The organism is Paenibacillus sp. EKM212P (genome assembly GCF_011066115.1).
Classification (GTDB): Bacteria; Bacillota; Bacilli; order Paenibacillales; family Paenibacillaceae; genus Paenibacillus; species Paenibacillus polymyxa_B.
The window spans coordinates 583,624-599,140 of record NZ_JAAMNR010000003.1; the positions used below are offsets into that span (position 1 = coordinate 583,624).

Below are 15,517 nucleotides of genomic sequence, written 5' to 3' on the forward strand. Positions count from 1 at the left end.
ACCAAGCCTGCTCCAAGTCTCCCTTGGAGTTCCCTACAAGTATATTGGATAAACAGTCACGATTCCACTCATGGATGAAATTAATCTGAGTTTTGTACCGATACGTAAGCGCCCTGCCTCTTAAAATATCCAGAGGGTGAACATGTAACTAAAACGGATGCTGGCCTCTCTAGGCAGCATCCGTTTTAGACATAAGCAGTATCATATGTTGAAATTGTACTCTATGGCACGTTTATTATGCTTGGGTTTGCTTGATCAGTTCACTCATTCCTTGGCTAAGCGGCGTAAGGGGGCGTTTCAACAGCTTCTCGAAATCGTTGCTTACGACATCCAGGGCTCCTTCACGAATCGCTTGTTGAATACCGACCACAATAGGGATTGCACCTTCCGGGACTCCCGCACCGAGCATAACCTCGGCATACGTAGCATCATCCACCTGCTGTACAGGAACGTCTTTGCCCAGAACCTCAGCCAGTATCGCTGCAAACTCTTCTTGGGTAATCGGCTTACCGGAGAGCTCGTATATTGTATTCTCATGCCCTTCGCCAGACAAAACGGTTGCAGCTGCTTGCGCATAATCTGCGCGGGTAGCCCAACCTACTTTACCGGACCCTGCCGAGGTTAGCCAAGGAGCCCCCGCGAGTACGGATTGGATCGTGCCTGCCTCATTTTCCAGATACCAATTATTACGCAGGAAGGAGTAAGGAATGCCTGACTCACGAATGAACTCCTCCGTGATGCGATGTACGGGTGCAAGGAATAGAGTGCTGTCAGCGGCATTGGCAGCGCTAGTATAGGCGATGAAGCCTACTCCAGCACGTACAGCAGCATCAACAGCCGCTTTATGCTGACGGATTCTAGTATCATTATCCCCGTCTGCGGATATAATCAGCAACCGGTCTACTCCAGCAAACGCCTGATCCAGCGTCTCCGGTTTATCAAAGTCGCCATGACGAACGTCGACGCCACGAGACCTTAAGTTCTCTGCTTTTTCTGGATTTCTTACGCTAACAATAAGATCGTTTGCGGAGACAAATGTAAGCAACGTATCTACCACGATGGAACCCAGTTGCCCCGTTGCTCCTGTTAATGCGATTTTCATATGAAATCCTCCATTCAGATTTTATTTACTTTTATATAGTAACTAAAAATATAACACATGTCTAATCTAGAGTCTAAAGGTCTGCTTTTCGGGTAAGAGTGGGTAACCCAAACTTTCCCCAGAGAAAGGAACCTGTATATGAAGAGAGCTATGATCATTGTAAATCCCTCTTCCGGCAAAGAGGAATCCCTCCAACATGTCAGAAGCGTAGAAGAAATTCTACGTGATCAAGGATACGTTGTTACGGTTAAAGAGACGGCAAAGGAATTGGACGCCACCCGTTTTTGCGTTAATGCGTGTGAGGAAGCTTGTGACCTAGTCGTTTCCATCGGTGGGGATGGCACACTTCACGAAACCATCAACGGCTTCATTGATCAAGACCACCGTCCAAGACTGGGTGTCATCCCCCTTGGGACAGTCAATGATTTTGCCCGTGCCTTACACATTCCGCTAAGTCCTGAGCTGGCAATCCGTACACTGACTTCTACCCGCGTGAAAAACGTAGATATGGGCCTCTTAAACGGCCGAATGTTTGCCAATGTGGTTGCCACAGGTTCGCTTGCTGAATCGCTATCAGCTGTATCATCAGACGATAAATCCACGTTTGGCACGTTTGCCTACTTCAAAGAAGGCATGAAAGAGCTTATCAGCCATCCTGCCCACTCACTTATCGTCCGCTATGATGACAAGACCTGGGAAGGAAAATCGCCACTCTTTTTGGCTACGTTAACCAATTCAGTTGGCGGATTCGAGAAACTGGCACCCGATGCGGCTGTTGACGATGGTCTGCTTCACTGCTTTATTTTCAAAAACCTCAATATATTGAACACCGTGACGGCCAGCATATCCTTATTTTTAGGCAACCTGAAGGATCATAGTGATATCGTTTACTTTACTGCAAAGCATGTAAGTGTCAGCTCCGCAGAACCGGTCAGTACGAATGTAGATGGTGAGGAAGGGCCGTCTTTGCCTATCGAGCTTGGTATTTTACCGCGTCATATCGAGGTAATTGTGCCGGAAGAGGTCTAAGTAATGCGGTGCTGGTCCTCAAGCTTGAGGATCATACTCGCTCAATTTCCCCTCGTAGATCAAATGGAATCGATCACTTTGCCGAAAATCATCTGGCGTAACAAGAGCGGGCAACTTGTTCCATATTTTTATGCCGGATCGCTGTAAAATTTCCGCAACGAATTGCGAACAAAAATAAGAATTACTGAACTCGACTGGTTCTTTGAGTGCAATACCAATCAAACCCAGTAAGTTATACATATATTTTTGACGACTTCGGATAAATACATGTAAAACTCGCTTCATTTTTTCAACTTCACGGTCGGTTACTTGAAGCTCGTAGATAACACATGTTGTATTCGGAAATCTGCTGTATGTACCTGTCTTAATATCCTCTTTCACGAAACCACCATCCAGAGGGTTATTAGGGGTCTTTCTCCCGAAGCTGTATAACTCCGAAAGTTCCCGGTTGAAGGAAATGGAGGCGTGATTGTATGGCGCTCTCGTATAGCTTTTAATGACTCTCGTAAGAAACGTTCCCGTATTCGTAAGCAAGATAAAGACGGATTGATCTGCTACCATTTACGAAATTTCCCCTTATCAAGTTTGAATTATTCCTTCATAATAACATAGGAACCCTAATGGAACCCTATTTCGCGATAAGTTGGTGAGTGGTAATGGATAGTTCGCTATTAACGTTAATCCTTATTTTTACAGCCTTATTGGTCATCCATCTGATTTACATAGTAGTAGTCAAAACACAGCCAGACAAAGACTATGCAGCTATTGGGCTTCGCATCAAGACATGGTGGGGTATGTTCTTTATCTTTTGCTTGGCAACTCTTTTCAATCCGATCATGTCACTGCTTTCCTTGATGGCACTCACCTTTTTTGCGCTAAAAGAATACTTTTCCATGATTAGATCCAGAAAAGCTGATCGCAGATTGTTTCTATGGGCGTACTTGGCGATTCCCGTACAATTTTATTGGATTTATATCGGGTGGTATGGAATGTTTATTGTCTTTATCCCTATCTATGTATTCTTGCTGCTACCGCTCCCGCGATTGCTCAACAAAGGAACGGTTGGTTTTCTGCGCAGTGTCAGCTCGACCCAATGGGGACTCATGCTGATGGTTTTCGGGTTGAGTCATCTGGCCTATTTTCAGTTTGCTACGCCGCAATACGGAGCGAAACTTGTACTTTTTCTAGTGGTACTGACGCAGCTCAATGATGTCGTACACTATCTAGCATCACTCTATTTCGGAAAGCGGAAAATCGTCCCGACATCCAATCCCAATATAACTTGGGAAGGCTTTGCACTCGCTTTTCCCGTAACTATAGCGGCTTCCTATTTCATCTATCCCTACCTGACGCCGTTTGACCTGAAATTTGGAATTATTTTCGGCATGCTGATCAGCTTGAGCGGTTTCTTCGGCAGCTTAACGGTTTCCGTGCTGAAGCGGGATTTATTAATCGGCGATGATGATAAGTTCGATGCTTTGAAAAAAAGCTACTTAAGCCGGGTGGATAGCTTGACCTACACCTCGCCCGTCTTTTTCCACGTAATTCGTTATTTTTTTGACTTTATGTAGGATTACATGGCTCAAACCTCGTATGAATAGTGATCATGGAACACGATATCTTGTTATGAAAAGGGCAGCCTATCCTCACCTAAGGATAGGCTGCTTTTGCGTGTACTACCGTAGCAGGGCATTCCTAATCCTGCTAACCCCTTCATGAATTTCATTTTCCTTTAGATGCCCGTAGCCCATTAGCAGTCGGTTTCCTTCGAGCTGTGCCGCAAATACATTTTCGCTACGGAGATGTTCTAGCAGATTCTCTCGGAGTGGGAACTGAAACTCTGCTACCAAATGTAAACCAGCCGATCGGCCACATATCCGGTATTGCCCTGTAAAATGCTGTTCCAGGCTATCAAGCAGGACCTGACGACGCTTGGCGTACACTTTTTTCATCTTATGTACATGCTTATGAAGGAGTCGCTTCCTGATATACCGACTCAACACAATTTGTTCCAGGCTCGCTGTCTGGTAATCCGCCAGTTGCTTTAAACGGATAAAATCAGCGACTCGTGACGAGGGAAGAACAATATAGCCGATCCGCAGCGCAGGGAACAATATTTTGCTAAACGTCCCGACATATAGCACCCGTTCTGGGTCCAGACTCTGCAAGGAGTGGACGGGCGCCCCGTCATACCGGAACTCACTGTCATAATCATCTTCGAGCAGAAGACATCCTGTCCGGGCTGCATACTGAATAAGCTCGATCCGCCTTTGGATCGGCAAGATACCACCCAGCGGGAACTGGTGCGAGGGTGTCAGATATGCCAGTTTGGGGTGTCTCTTTTGCGGCAGATCGGCTGTTATAACTCCCGAATCATCAACAGGCATACTCCGCAATGTGGCTCCTGTGGCCGCCAGAATGCTTTTTAAATCTTCATTTGTCGGTTCCTCTACCAGGGCTTCGTCTCCAGCTGACAGTAACAGACGGGTGACAAGCTGAATCGCTTGTACTGCTCCGCTAGTGATTACAATATGTTCCGGGCTGGCTTTCACTCCTCTGGTGTGAACCAAATAGTCGGCCAGCTCCCTGCGTAACTCAGGCTCTCCAGCAGGATCGCCATAACCTAGTGCCAGATCAGGAGCCTCTTTGCATACGCTCTGAAGCAAGTCAGCCCATGATTTGCGCGGAAATAATTCCAATGCAGGAAGGCCTGTCCGGAAGGAAATTACAGACATCTCATTTGAATATGCAGATTCCACTGCAGACGCAGACGCCTCGATAGGCGGTGCGGATACATAACCTGGAAGGACGGCCCCTTCCGCTACATAGGTACCTGAACCCGAGCGCGCAATGGCTAAGCCTTCGGCTAGCAGCATTTCATAAGCTTCGAGGATAACATTCCGGGAAACATTCAACTGTAAGGCCAGTACCCGGGTCGAAGGAAGTTTATATCCTGCATGCAGTTCTCCGGCTAAAATACGGTCCCGTATCGCTTGATACACCTGACGCAGCATCGGAACTGTCACATTCTTATCGATAGATAACCACATAGGTTGCCCCCTCAAGCGGTACTGTCAAAAACCTCTTCAACTGGATCTACAAGTGCCCAGTTTCTATTGCTACAGTATATATCAATATCTGTACAAGAGGTGAGATGAAATGAACAAACCAACCTTTTCGACTTACATGGAATTAGTGATCGCAACCTCCATTGTCGGCAGTTCTGTGGTAGTCGGTAAACTGGTCGTGATGCAGCTACCTGTTTTTTTATCGCAATCTGCCAGTCTGGCTGTTGCCCTTCTGTTCTTGGTACCCATTGTATTCATCAAGAAGTATTCACTAAGGATCAGCAAACGGGATGCCTTAATCCTGTTCATTCAAGCACTGGTCGGCATGTTTCTCTTCCGTGTCCTAATGCTGTACGGGCTGACCTACGCCTCTGCTTCCGAAAGCGGAATTTTAACTAGCTTAACCCCAGCTATCGTTGCACTTCTTTCGTATGTGCTGCTGAGAGAAAAGATTACGCTCCGCCCCGGTCTCGGGATTGCCTGTTCTCTGCTCGGTGTTTTGGCGTTGCAAGTGCCTCACATATCGGCGCTCTGGTTCAATGCTCCCAACGCAACCTCGTTCATTGGCATGCTGCTTGTTCTGTCTGCTGTGTTCGGAGAAGCGGCACTGACGGTATTACGCAAGATGCTATCCAGCGACGTCTCTTCCCTGCTTGGGACTATGTATATAACACTCTTTTCATTCCTTATGTTTCTGGGTTGTTCCTTCGGGGAGGCCCGACAGTACAACTTTAACCACGTTGGTGTAGGGGAGATGGGGCTAGTCTTATATTATGGTATCTTTGTCACCGCATTAGGCTACGTATTATGGTTTCGGGGTGTATCAAGAGTACCGGCTAGTACAGCAGCTGTATACACGGGTTGTATTCCTGTCAGTACATTGCTGCTGTCCTATATCATCCTCCGTGAATCCTTCTCATTTGCTCATCTGGCTGGTGCAGGCTTTGTGTTTCTGGGCATCATGCTCATGTCACGCGGTGAACGCCGCTGACTTACGCAAAGACCTTCTCAAAAAAGAGGCTCCCGGCTAAAACTTCGGGAGCCTCTTTTTTTTGATTCAAGATCTTATCGCATGAATTAATGCACCTGATCCAGCAATTGATATGCTTCTTCCTTCGTTTTAACCGCCAGGAGCGCTTCTCTGAAATGATCATCCATCAGCTCACGCGATAACATTTGCAATACTTTCAGATGCGCATTTTCCTTGCTGTTGCGCGGTACGGCAATCATGAAGATCAGTTTTGCTTCACTTCCGTCTGCACTATTCCAGTCAACACCGCCCTGCTTGATGCCGAAGACCACGCTTGGCTTCAGGACCGCTTCCGATTTGCCATGAGGAATGGCAATATTCATTCCAATGCCTGTGGAGCCTTCTTCCTCTCTGGCTAATATCGCCTGTTTGAAATCACTGGCAGAGCTTACGGCTCCAGTTCTCTCAAGTACTCCGATCATTTCATCAACCACAGCATCTCGTGTCGTTCCTTCCAGATCCAAATTAATCAGATCCATCGTTACAATATCCGTCAGTTTCTCAATGTGAATGGCTTGTGGAGAAACGGCTGGCCCATTATTTGTAACAGTTGTTGAAGCAGATGACTCCGTAGCGGCCGTTGTAGTAATCGCAGATTGTCCAGCTTCCCCAGCAACATCAGGAGTTACAGTTGCTGCAATATCTTTTTTCAGCAAGCTCACCAGGACAACCGATACAGCTACGCCGACAATAACGGCGATGAAGAACATGAGCACATGGTCCACTGCACCAAGTACAGCTACAATCGGTCCACCGTGAGCTACCTTGTCACCTACATTCCCCAACATCGCAATGACTGAACCGACCATGGATCCTACCATGATACTAGGAATAACACGCAGTGGATCTTGCGCCGCGAATGGAATTGCACCTTCGGTAATACCGAACAACCCCATTGTGAATGTTGCCTTCCCAGCCTCGCGTTCCGCAGGTGCAAATTTACGTTTGTTGATCATCGCTGCAAGTCCCATCCCAATCGGCGGAATACAAATCGCAACGGCAATTGGCCCCATAATTTCATAATTTCCTTCGCCGATCATGGCCGAACCGAATAAGAAAGCGACTTTGTTCACAGGGCCGCCCATATCAAAGGAGATCATCGCACCTAGAATCAATGCCAGTAGAATTGAGCTTGTACCTTGCATACCTGCAAGCCAACCTGTTAAAGCTTCAAACAATTGTGCGACTGGAGCACCGATTACAAAGACAAAGATTAATCCAACAATTAACGATGCCAATACAGGGATAATAATTATAGGCATGATCGGCTGTAATGCTCGGCCAACCTTGATTTTCCGAATCCCAAGTGCAACATAACCGGCCAGGAAACCGGCGATAATGCCGCCGATAAATCCAGCCCCCGCCTCACTTCCATAAAAGCTGCCGTTCGCAGCAATGAATCCGCCAATCATACCCGGTGCAAGCCCCGGTCTATCTGCAATGCTCATCGCGATAAATCCGGCGAGGATCGGTATCATAAAGGTAAACGAAGCCGAACCGATATCCTGAACCGTCTTCCAGAATGAACCGTCCGGTATAACCAGACCGCCTGGTGTCTTCTCACCGCCAATCGTCAACGCAATGGCAATGAGCAATCCCCCAATGACGATGAAGGGTACCATATAGGATACACCGTTCATCAAGTGGCGGTAGATGGGATTTTGTTTCGGTTTGTTCTCCTGTGAGCTACCTTCGGCAGAACGTGACTCTGCTTGGTACACAGGTACATTACCCTTCATCACCCGCTGGATCAATTCTTCTGGACGGCGAATGCCATCCTGTACGCCAACGACCAGCAGTTTCTTACCGACGAAGCGGTCTTTAACCACCGTTTTATCCGCTGCAATAATAATGCCATCTGCCTCACGGATCTCCTGCTCGGTCAGTTGATTTTCGACTCCAATGGAGCCTTGTGTCTCGACCTTCATCTCGATGCCCAGCTTTGCTGCTGCCTTTTGCAGATTCTCAGCTGCCATATACGTATGTGCAATTCCGTTAGGACATGAGGTAATCGCCAATATCTTCATAGTCTATTCCCCTTCTCTCTGTTGTTTCCGCTTACATTGATAGTATAAACGCCTATCTTGCTGTTATCGGACGAACTTTTTACCGGAACTTTCGGAAAAACGGAATTATACCGACAAAAAACAGGACTTATCTATAAGTCCTGTTCCAGAGCACAGCTTTGATTTTAGTTTATCCCTTCATTCTCCCTAATAATCTCATCGCATCGGTCTCCTTAGATAAGGCATGAACTAAAGCAGGCTGCTCACTGATCAGGGACAATTCCTTAAATAACTGGCGCATTTCTTCCCGCCCATCCTGTTTGACCGCAAGCAAGAACACAAGCTCTACTTTCTCGGTTCCCCAGGTAAGCGGCTGCTTCAAGGTAGCGATTACAATGGAGGACTGCCTTATCCACTCAGAACCGCCATGCGGGATGGCTATGCCTCCCCCAATCGTCGTGGCCGACATTTTTTCTCGCGCCAGTACGCTGTCCACATAACCTGGCTCCACATATCCCTTGTCCTCCAGTATTTGCGCCAGCTTGGAGATCAATTGTTCCGGACGCTGCACTTCCTGCTGGGGAAAGACCAAAAAAGGGGTTGTATACTTAAAAAATACAGATTCGTCTGCCGCCCTCTGTTCCGGCTCATCCAGTCGTCGGATCACTTGCTCCAGCCGACGTTCGTCCTTGGCATCCAGCAAGGGAGAGACGAGAATGTGCGGAATGTTCATCTCTGGGAGATCTACAGTGGTAATGACGAGATCCACCTCCTGGGCTGCCAGATAGTCCTGCACTTCTGCTTTGGAAAGGGTTGTCTCCACATGTACAGCCGGAAATTTACGTTCCACCTTGGTGCGTAGCAGTTGGGACATACCGATGCCCATGTGACACACGATGATGGCTCTCTGGGGATGACTCTCTTTCTGGTGCAATCGCTCCACAGAAGCCTGAAAATGCAGCGTTAAATACGCCGCTTCCTCCTCGGGGAAGGATAGCCGGGTCCATTGTCCCACCTCTTCCAGTGTAATAATAACTCGGTCGAACATGTAGGGGTACATCTTCTTGATCTCGGCCAGCATAGGATTGGACACGGTCAATCCATATTGAAGACGGTTCAGGGTCGTATATAAATGGACATTCAACCCTTTCAGTAACATCTTGTCTTTAGAAAAGGCAATCATATTCAGCTCGGACATCCGCCGAACTAACTGCTCAATCAACTCAGGCAAAAGCGGGTGGCTATCTGCCAGCTCACCTTGTTTTCCTGTTCTTCCCTCCTGCTGGTAACGGAACTTCCCACTAAGCAGGTGCAGAGTTAAATACGCCGTCTCTTCCTTGGAAAAAGGCACAGCAAACAACTTTTGCAACTGCTGCAAAAAAGACGTAGCCCATGTAAATTCGCGTCTCTCCTGCAAAAAGGCAATGTCCTGCTTGGAGAGCGAAATGGGTTGTCCCATCTTGGTTCGTTTGACCATTAAGAGGATATGCAGCATTAGAGCTTCGAAAGCTTCGTCAGTAAAGCTGAGCTCATAGCGTTTTTGAAATGCTTTTAATTCATGATTTATGGTTGTAATCTCGTGCGATTCAAACTGTTTGCGCATCATCTGTCCTGTTAACTCAGGACTGTCAATCAGCTGGTTCATCCGCGCCAAAGCGATGCGCTTATTTTTCTCAGAGCCTTGAATGGTCAATCCAACGCGCTGCTTGGTAATCAAGGCCAGATCAAAGCTGTGCAGCCAGCCATCGATCTTCTCCATATCTCTACGAATCACCGTCTTGTTCACATAATACTGTGAAGCTAGATCCTGGATGGTCACAGGCTTGGCATTCATCAAGAGCCGATAGGCGAGATGAAGCACCCTTTCCTCATCCGACTCATGTTGGGCTGTACTCTCGTCCGCATACAGTCGATGGAACAATTCATTCTGATCCGCTTCACCCATCTCCAGATAAATGCCGCGTCCCGGCCTTCTCACCAGATTGGCATCAGAATGCTTGACGATATAATCTTCAATTACTTTCAGATCGTTGCGGATCGTCTTTTCAGAGCAGTCGGTCATATCCGCCAGATCCTGCGCCAACCACAACCGGTCCGGTTCAGTTAACAACATGCGTAAAATTTCCATTTGCCTTTTATTCATTCCATTCTCCCATCTTCTAAAATAAAGAATGTCCAGGGCATTTCGAGCTATATTTTTGCTGGTTTTGTGTTGACTTTAAGTATACTCCAAGTAGTACATTTAAAGCATGGTGGCCGCCAAATTCAAGAATAATGAAAAGAGGAATCGCTCATGACTATTGGGAAAACAGCTCTTATTACTGGGGCCAACAAAGGCATCGGGTATGAAACAGCCAGACAATTGGGGGGTATGGGTCTTACAATCCTGATTGGCTCACGGAATGAGCAGAGCGGCCGGGAAGCGGTGGCTAAGTTGGCTAATGAGGGAGTAGAAGCCCGATTGATTTTGTTAGACTTGACGAATCAAAGTACGATTGATTCCGCAGTCCATCAGATCAAACAAAAATCTGGTTCCCTTGATGTACTAATCAACAATGCCGGCATATCTTTAGGAGGAGCCACTCCTCCAAGTCAGTTCTCTTTGGACGATTTAAGAGAAACGTATGAAACAAACTTTTTCGGTTTGGTCGCGGTGACGCAAGCCATGTTGCCTTTATTGCAAGAATCCCCATGCGGTAGAATCGTTAACTTGTCGAGTGGCCTTGGCTCGCTAACCTATAATAGCGATCCTGAGCATGAGCATGCACAATTTAATTTGCTTGCCTACAATAGCAGCAAAGCAGCGGTTAATATGTTCACCGTCACCCTTGCCAAAGAATTCAAAGACTCACCTCTCAAAATCAATTCGGCTGACCCTGGTTTTACCGCCACCGACTTAAATGGCTTTACAGGACCGGGTTCGGTACAGCAAGCCGCTGCTGTCGTTGTCCGTTTAGCCACTTTAAATGATGGAGGGCCGACAGGAGGATTTTTCGACTCGAATGGAGAAGTGCCTTGGTAATCGTTACAATTAAGGAGTGGGATACTTTGCAGGAAATTCCGGAGACCATAACCTCTATTAGTCAAGCTGCAGAACTAACAGGTTTAACAGAGGATACCATACGCTATTATGAGCGAATTGGCTTGCTGCCTTATGCAGAACGAAAGGCTAACGGACACAGGTTCTACAGTAGAGATCAGATTCTGGGGATTATCTTTTTAACCCGATTAAAAGCCACTGGAATGACCATAGAGGAAATGAAGCATTATCGAGAACTTTCGGAGCAAGGTAACATTACCCTTCCTGACAGATATTCCTTACTTGAGAAACATAATCAGAAGATTCAACAAGAAATTTCCAGACTAATGGAAACCCAAAAAATTATTGAATATAAGCTCAACCATTATCGTGACCTCTCTACCAATCCTGATCTTAGCGACACGAATTGCAACCCTACAACACACAGCACCAATCCCCTTTTTTAAGGGGTTTTTTTATTTCAGCAGGAGATTGATGGAGCTCCCTTAATTCCCTATAATCCAAATATAGTATGAATTTCTAGGGGGAATAACGGTGATCACCTATGTGAGATGCAATGACGTCAGTATGGAACACATTTTTCAAGCATTTTCGCTTGGGTTCTCGGATTATTCCATTCGCCTGACCATGGATCAGGACGATTTCGCAGCACGTTTTTTTGGTCCAGAGGGTAATACACGGAATCACTCTTTCCTTGCCATGGATGAGGATCAACCGATCGGCTTAATTCTCGGCGGTGTCCGGCAGTTCGACGGGTACAAGACCATGCGTTGCGGCACGCTATGCATCGCTCCGGCTTACCGCGGTCAAGGGATTAGCAACAAGTTGCTGGAATTACATAAACAAACAGCCATCTCCGCGGACTGCCAGCAGCTATGGCTCGAAGTCATCAAGGATAATCATCTGGCCGTTAAATTATATGAAAAGCAAGGCTATCAGCCACGCTATACGCTGAAATACTACAACGGCACTCTGCCCTCCGCCCCACCCGCTGCCCTCTCATCTTCGTATATTCTTAAGGAAGTTACATTTGATGACATCGCAGCTTTTCGTAAGACCCTCACCGACTGCCACATCCATTGGCAAAGCGACACACCTTATTACGCCACCAGTACACAGGAAGCTTTTCTCGGCATCTACGAAGTGAATCAAACGTGCCTCGGCATGGTGAGCATGAGTGCTAAGGGTAAAATCAACTTTCTTTGGGTCGATCCTAAGCATCGCAACCAAGGATTAGGATGCGCCCTCCTTCATAGAGCAGCAGAGACCCAAAAGATTGAGAAGGTGTACATCTGTCTGTCTGACAATGACTCTCTTGAAGGCTTTATCCAAAAAATAGGTCTCTCGAAAGACCCCATTGAGCAATATGAAATGGGTATGCCGCTGAAGGTCGATCATGTTGTACAATGATCAACCTTCTTCCTATCCATGCTCCCCTGCTTGATTCACCTACATCTATCATTTCTGAGAACGATTGATATACTCTGATTTGACCAATGCGCACATGTAAAGATCATCATATTTCCCTAACGTAAATTCATATTGGGAGAGGAGCCCTTCTTGCCGAAAGCCTGCTTTTTCAAGCAACCGCAAGGATTGGGCATTCTCTGGCTCTACTAGCGCCTGAATGCGGTTCAATGAGAGGAAGGGATATTTATAATAATTTCTTTGTTTATAGAATGTTTTCCTAAACATGGATTATAAAATGACCGTTAATATAAGGAGTGTGTTTTTAATTATTAAGAAGAGGTGTATTTTTTGGACGAACAGCACATATCACACATTCCGCAGGAAACTTCAAGACAGACGTACATTCGGCATGGTCAAAATTATGGGGTAGATCCAAACAGGATGGCGGCGTTATCAAAAACATACGGGAATTCTACTCTGTTTAGACGGTGGGGAGCAACGGTTTTTGATTGCATATTTTTTGTAATCGGGTATATTTGTTTTTTTATTTCTGTTATTCAAATAACGGACAGATGGTTTTTACCTTTAGCGATTGCATCCCGTTGTATTCTGCTTATTGCTTTCTTCAGCTATTATTTGCTTTTGGAAGGTTACACAGGCTATACGCTGGGTAAGTTCGTCTTTCGTATTAAGGTGGTTAACGGGGAAGGAAGGCCTCCCGGTTTTCTTAAATCACTCATTCGTACGCTGCTCAGGCTAATAGACACCAATCCATTGCTAATGGGTGGGATACCTGCTGGTATCAGTGTGTTAGTAACTGCATCAAGACAACGAATTGGTGATTTAGCTGCAGGTACATATGTTGTAAAGGTACGGGATTTAGAGCCCATTAGCAAAAAGACAATGAAACGTTCGCTCTTTATATTTTTTACCGCAATGGTGATCTTGGGAGCCTCGTTTGTAAATGCTATTTTTATACTTGCAGACAGTTACGTACCTCCTGAAGTTCCGGTGAGCAAGAAAGAGCAAAGCTATGTAAGTAAAGATGGACGGTTTCAAATCACGGCCCCGCTGGACTGGTCAACAGACCCGGACCGTGAAGGAAAAGCAGAGATTGCAATATTCAATCCGTACATTCAAAAATCCGTTGTGGTACTATCCCACTCAAAAAAGCAATTGGGCAATATAACTCTCCAACAGTATGGTAAGAAAGCTGAAAATAACTTAACCAAAGAGTGGAACCTGTCTAGTGTAGGACCTGTCTCTAACACAACCATTTATGGATATCCTGCCCTTGAGTTCGTGATTAAAGGCAAGAAAGATATGGACAAATATGTTACCCATGTAGCGATTATTGAGACCGAAAGTAATTACTACCAGGTGCTTGGATATGCACCAGCGTCTAAAGATGCCCGTTTAAAGAAAGAACTACACGACATTACCTATAGCTTCCGCGAGGTTCGTCATTAGACAGCGTGGCTGGCAATAAAAAGGATAGATACAAAAAGCAGGTGCTCCTATGAGCCCTGTTTTTTTGCGTACAGCTATACTCTTCCTTAGATTACACTCAATACAAAAATATATAACATCGTCTAATGGATTATCATAATACGCTGCAATTTCACATCTATGATAAAATTGACTGACATGGTCGGTAATCCGCCTTATCATATTGTTCAGATGCACAATGAATTGAAAACCCTTTCATTAAGGTGGTACATTAAAATACGCTATATCACTATAGATAAAGGAGGAATCCGGATTTTGTTTCAGCTCTCCGAAAAGCAAGCCCAAGACATCGTAGACAAAATGATGAAGGATATTCCATACAATATCAATATTATGAATGAACGAGGCATCATCATTGGCAGCGGCGAGAGTGAACGAATCGGAACCATTCACCAAGGAGCTGTTCAGGCGCTCGAAACTGGGAAAATGGTTGAAGTGTGGCAGGACGGCCACTATGAGAAAAAGGGAACCAATGAACCGATTGTCATTCATCATGAGTTAGTTGGTGTCATTGGTATTTCAGGCAATCCCGATGAAGTGCGTCCTTTTTGCAGTATTGTTAAAACCACGGTGTCTCTCCTGATTGAACAGCGGATCTCATTGGAGCATCTGGCCCATGAAGCCAATCGCAAAAAATCTGTGCTGGAAATGTTGTTAAATCATCAGGGAGCTTACACGCAAAAAATAAAAAAAGAAGCAGCTCAATATCACATTGATTTGCTTCTAAAAACTTCGGCTGTATATGTAAAATATCTGCCTACTGATCCAGCTCATTTAGCCGATTTGTCCAATATATTCATGCAGCATCCATCCTTTCGCATGGAAGAAGACTGCTATCTCATTCTAATACAAAATCAGGAGCCGACAGACAAACTGCTAGAGCCACTTGTGCGCAGTCATCCCGATGTGCTGATTACGGTCAGCAGACAAGAGCACAACATTGCGGATGTTTATATGCAAGCCAAGTCAGCTATGAATGTTTTACTGGCTTTGCGCCCGCCTGTGCAAAAAATTTCTTTTGCGGAAGTCGAATTTCTGGTCAAATTGAGTCAAACGAACCTGACGAACACGATCTATCTGGTTAGCAAGCTGGAAGATACTGTGGATTTGCTGGATACGCTGCGAAGCTTTATTAACCATAACGGCAGTGTCTCCTTTACCGCAGATGAATTAAATATTCACCGAAATACGCTGCAATACCGCCTGAAGCGCATCCATACCTTAACCGGTAAAGATCCCCGGAATCTCCTTCAGCTTTTTGAGCTTACGCATGGCTTATTGGCACTGTATCAATGAACTGCTGTATCACGCCAGACCATGCGC

The 15,517-nt window shown here is 45.9% G+C and carries 13 protein-coding genes; 8 read left to right on the forward strand and 5 right to left on the reverse strand.

The features are described from left to right. Positions 1-235: 235 nt before the first annotated feature. Entirely contained in the window at positions 236-1,102 is an 867-nt protein-coding gene (locus tag G9G54_RS11880) for an SDR family oxidoreductase (RefSeq protein ID WP_061829777.1), read from the reverse strand. A 138-nt stretch (positions 1,103-1,240) separates the two neighbouring features. On the opposite strand from G9G54_RS11880, the gene G9G54_RS11885 reads away from it, so the two are divergent. Next, positions 1,241-2,131, forward strand: coding sequence for a diacylglycerol/lipid kinase family protein (locus tag G9G54_RS11885; RefSeq protein ID WP_165178228.1), 891 nt, complete (start codon positions 1,241-1,243; stop codon positions 2,129-2,131). 18 nt (positions 2,132-2,149) lie between these two features. On the opposite strand, the gene G9G54_RS11890 is transcribed toward G9G54_RS11885, so the two are convergent. Then, on the reverse strand, positions 2,150-2,692 hold the full coding sequence (locus G9G54_RS11890; RefSeq protein ID WP_023991046.1) for a hypothetical protein: 543 nt from the start codon (positions 2,690-2,692) through the stop codon (positions 2,150-2,152). 95 nt (positions 2,693-2,787) lie between these two features. Here G9G54_RS11890 and G9G54_RS11895 point away from each other — a divergent pair, with 95 nt between their 5' ends. Next, a complete protein-coding gene (locus G9G54_RS11895) occupies positions 2,788-3,702 on the forward strand; it encodes a phosphatidate cytidylyltransferase (RefSeq protein WP_165178230.1) in 915 nt (304 codons plus the stop codon). Between the two features lie 105 nt (positions 3,703-3,807). Here G9G54_RS11895 and pdxR read toward each other — a convergent pair whose 3' ends face one another. Then, complete coding sequence (pdxR, locus tag G9G54_RS11900) at positions 3,808-5,181, reverse strand: MocR-like pyridoxine biosynthesis transcription factor PdxR (protein ID WP_165178232.1); 1,374 nt, start codon at positions 5,179-5,181, stop codon at positions 3,808-3,810. Positions 5,182-5,290: 109 nt separating this feature from the next. On the opposite strand from pdxR, the gene G9G54_RS11905 reads away from it, so the two are divergent. Continuing rightward, positions 5,291-6,190, forward strand: a complete 900-nt coding sequence (locus G9G54_RS11905) for a DMT family transporter (RefSeq protein ID WP_165178234.1) — start codon at positions 5,291-5,293, stop codon at positions 6,188-6,190. Between the two features lie 86 nt (positions 6,191-6,276). Here G9G54_RS11905 and G9G54_RS11910 read toward each other — a convergent pair whose 3' ends face one another. Together G9G54_RS11910 and G9G54_RS11915 are read right to left on the reverse strand one after the other, a co-directional pair. Continuing rightward, entirely contained in the window at positions 6,277-8,256 is a 1,980-nt protein-coding gene (locus G9G54_RS11910; RefSeq protein WP_165178236.1) for a PTS fructose transporter subunit IIABC, read from the reverse strand. 169 nt (positions 8,257-8,425) lie between these two features. Continuing rightward, a complete protein-coding gene (locus tag G9G54_RS11915) occupies positions 8,426-10,378 on the reverse strand; it encodes a BglG family transcription antiterminator (protein WP_165178238.1) in 1,953 nt (650 codons plus the stop codon). Between the two features lie 150 nt (positions 10,379-10,528). On the opposite strand from G9G54_RS11915, the gene G9G54_RS11920 reads away from it, so the two are divergent. From G9G54_RS11920 to G9G54_RS11940, 5 genes are all read left to right on the forward strand, one after another. Beyond that, positions 10,529-11,257, forward strand: a complete 729-nt coding sequence (locus tag G9G54_RS11920) for an SDR family oxidoreductase (RefSeq protein WP_165178240.1) — start codon at positions 10,529-10,531, stop codon at positions 11,255-11,257. After that, the gene (locus G9G54_RS11925; protein WP_238807983.1) at positions 11,251-11,721 is read left to right on the forward strand and encodes a MerR family transcriptional regulator; all 471 of its coding nucleotides are present in this window, start codon (positions 11,251-11,253) and stop codon (positions 11,719-11,721) included. Before G9G54_RS11920 ends, G9G54_RS11925 begins: the two co-directional genes overlap by 7 nt. Before the next feature lie 88 nt (positions 11,722-11,809). Further along, entirely contained in the window at positions 11,810-12,685 is an 876-nt protein-coding gene (locus tag G9G54_RS11930) for a GNAT family N-acetyltransferase (RefSeq protein WP_165178242.1), read from the forward strand. Positions 12,686-13,024: 339 nt separating this feature from the next. Then, positions 13,025-14,155: an RDD family protein gene (locus G9G54_RS11935; protein ID WP_238807985.1), complete on the forward strand. Its 1,131-nt coding sequence runs from the start codon at positions 13,025-13,027 to the stop codon at positions 14,153-14,155. A gap of 294 nt (positions 14,156-14,449) precedes the next feature. Beyond that, a complete protein-coding gene (locus G9G54_RS11940) occupies positions 14,450-15,490 on the forward strand; it encodes a CdaR family transcriptional regulator (protein ID WP_165178246.1) in 1,041 nt (346 codons plus the stop codon). Positions 15,491-15,517 lie beyond the last annotated feature (27 nt).

Bases quoted from the DNA above. Each gene is read 5' to 3' on its own strand.
- G9G54_RS11880 (WP_061829777.1), bottom strand. From the start codon at position 1,102: ATGAAAATCGCATTAACAGGAGCAACGGGGCAACTGGGTTCCATCGTG.
- pdxR (WP_165178232.1), bottom strand. From the start codon at position 5,181: ATGTGGTTATCTATCGATAAGAATGTGACAGTTCCGATGCTGCGTCAG.
- G9G54_RS11890 (WP_023991046.1), bottom strand. From the start codon at position 2,692: ATGGTAGCAGATCAATCCGTCTTTATCTTGCTTACGAATACGGGAACG.
- G9G54_RS11885 (WP_165178228.1), top strand. From the start codon at position 1,241: ATGAAGAGAGCTATGATCATTGTAAATCCCTCTTCCGGCAAAGAGGAA.
- G9G54_RS11915 (WP_165178238.1), bottom strand. From the start codon at position 10,378: ATGAATAAAAGGCAAATGGAAATTTTACGCATGTTGTTAACTGAACCG.
- G9G54_RS11910 (WP_165178236.1), bottom strand. From the start codon at position 8,256: ATGAAGATATTGGCGATTACCTCATGTCCTAACGGAATTGCACATACG.
- G9G54_RS11920 (WP_165178240.1), top strand. From the start codon at position 10,529: ATGACTATTGGGAAAACAGCTCTTATTACTGGGGCCAACAAAGGCATC.
- G9G54_RS11905 (WP_165178234.1), top strand. From the start codon at position 5,291: ATGAACAAACCAACCTTTTCGACTTACATGGAATTAGTGATCGCAACC.
- G9G54_RS11895 (WP_165178230.1), top strand. From the start codon at position 2,788: ATGGATAGTTCGCTATTAACGTTAATCCTTATTTTTACAGCCTTATTG.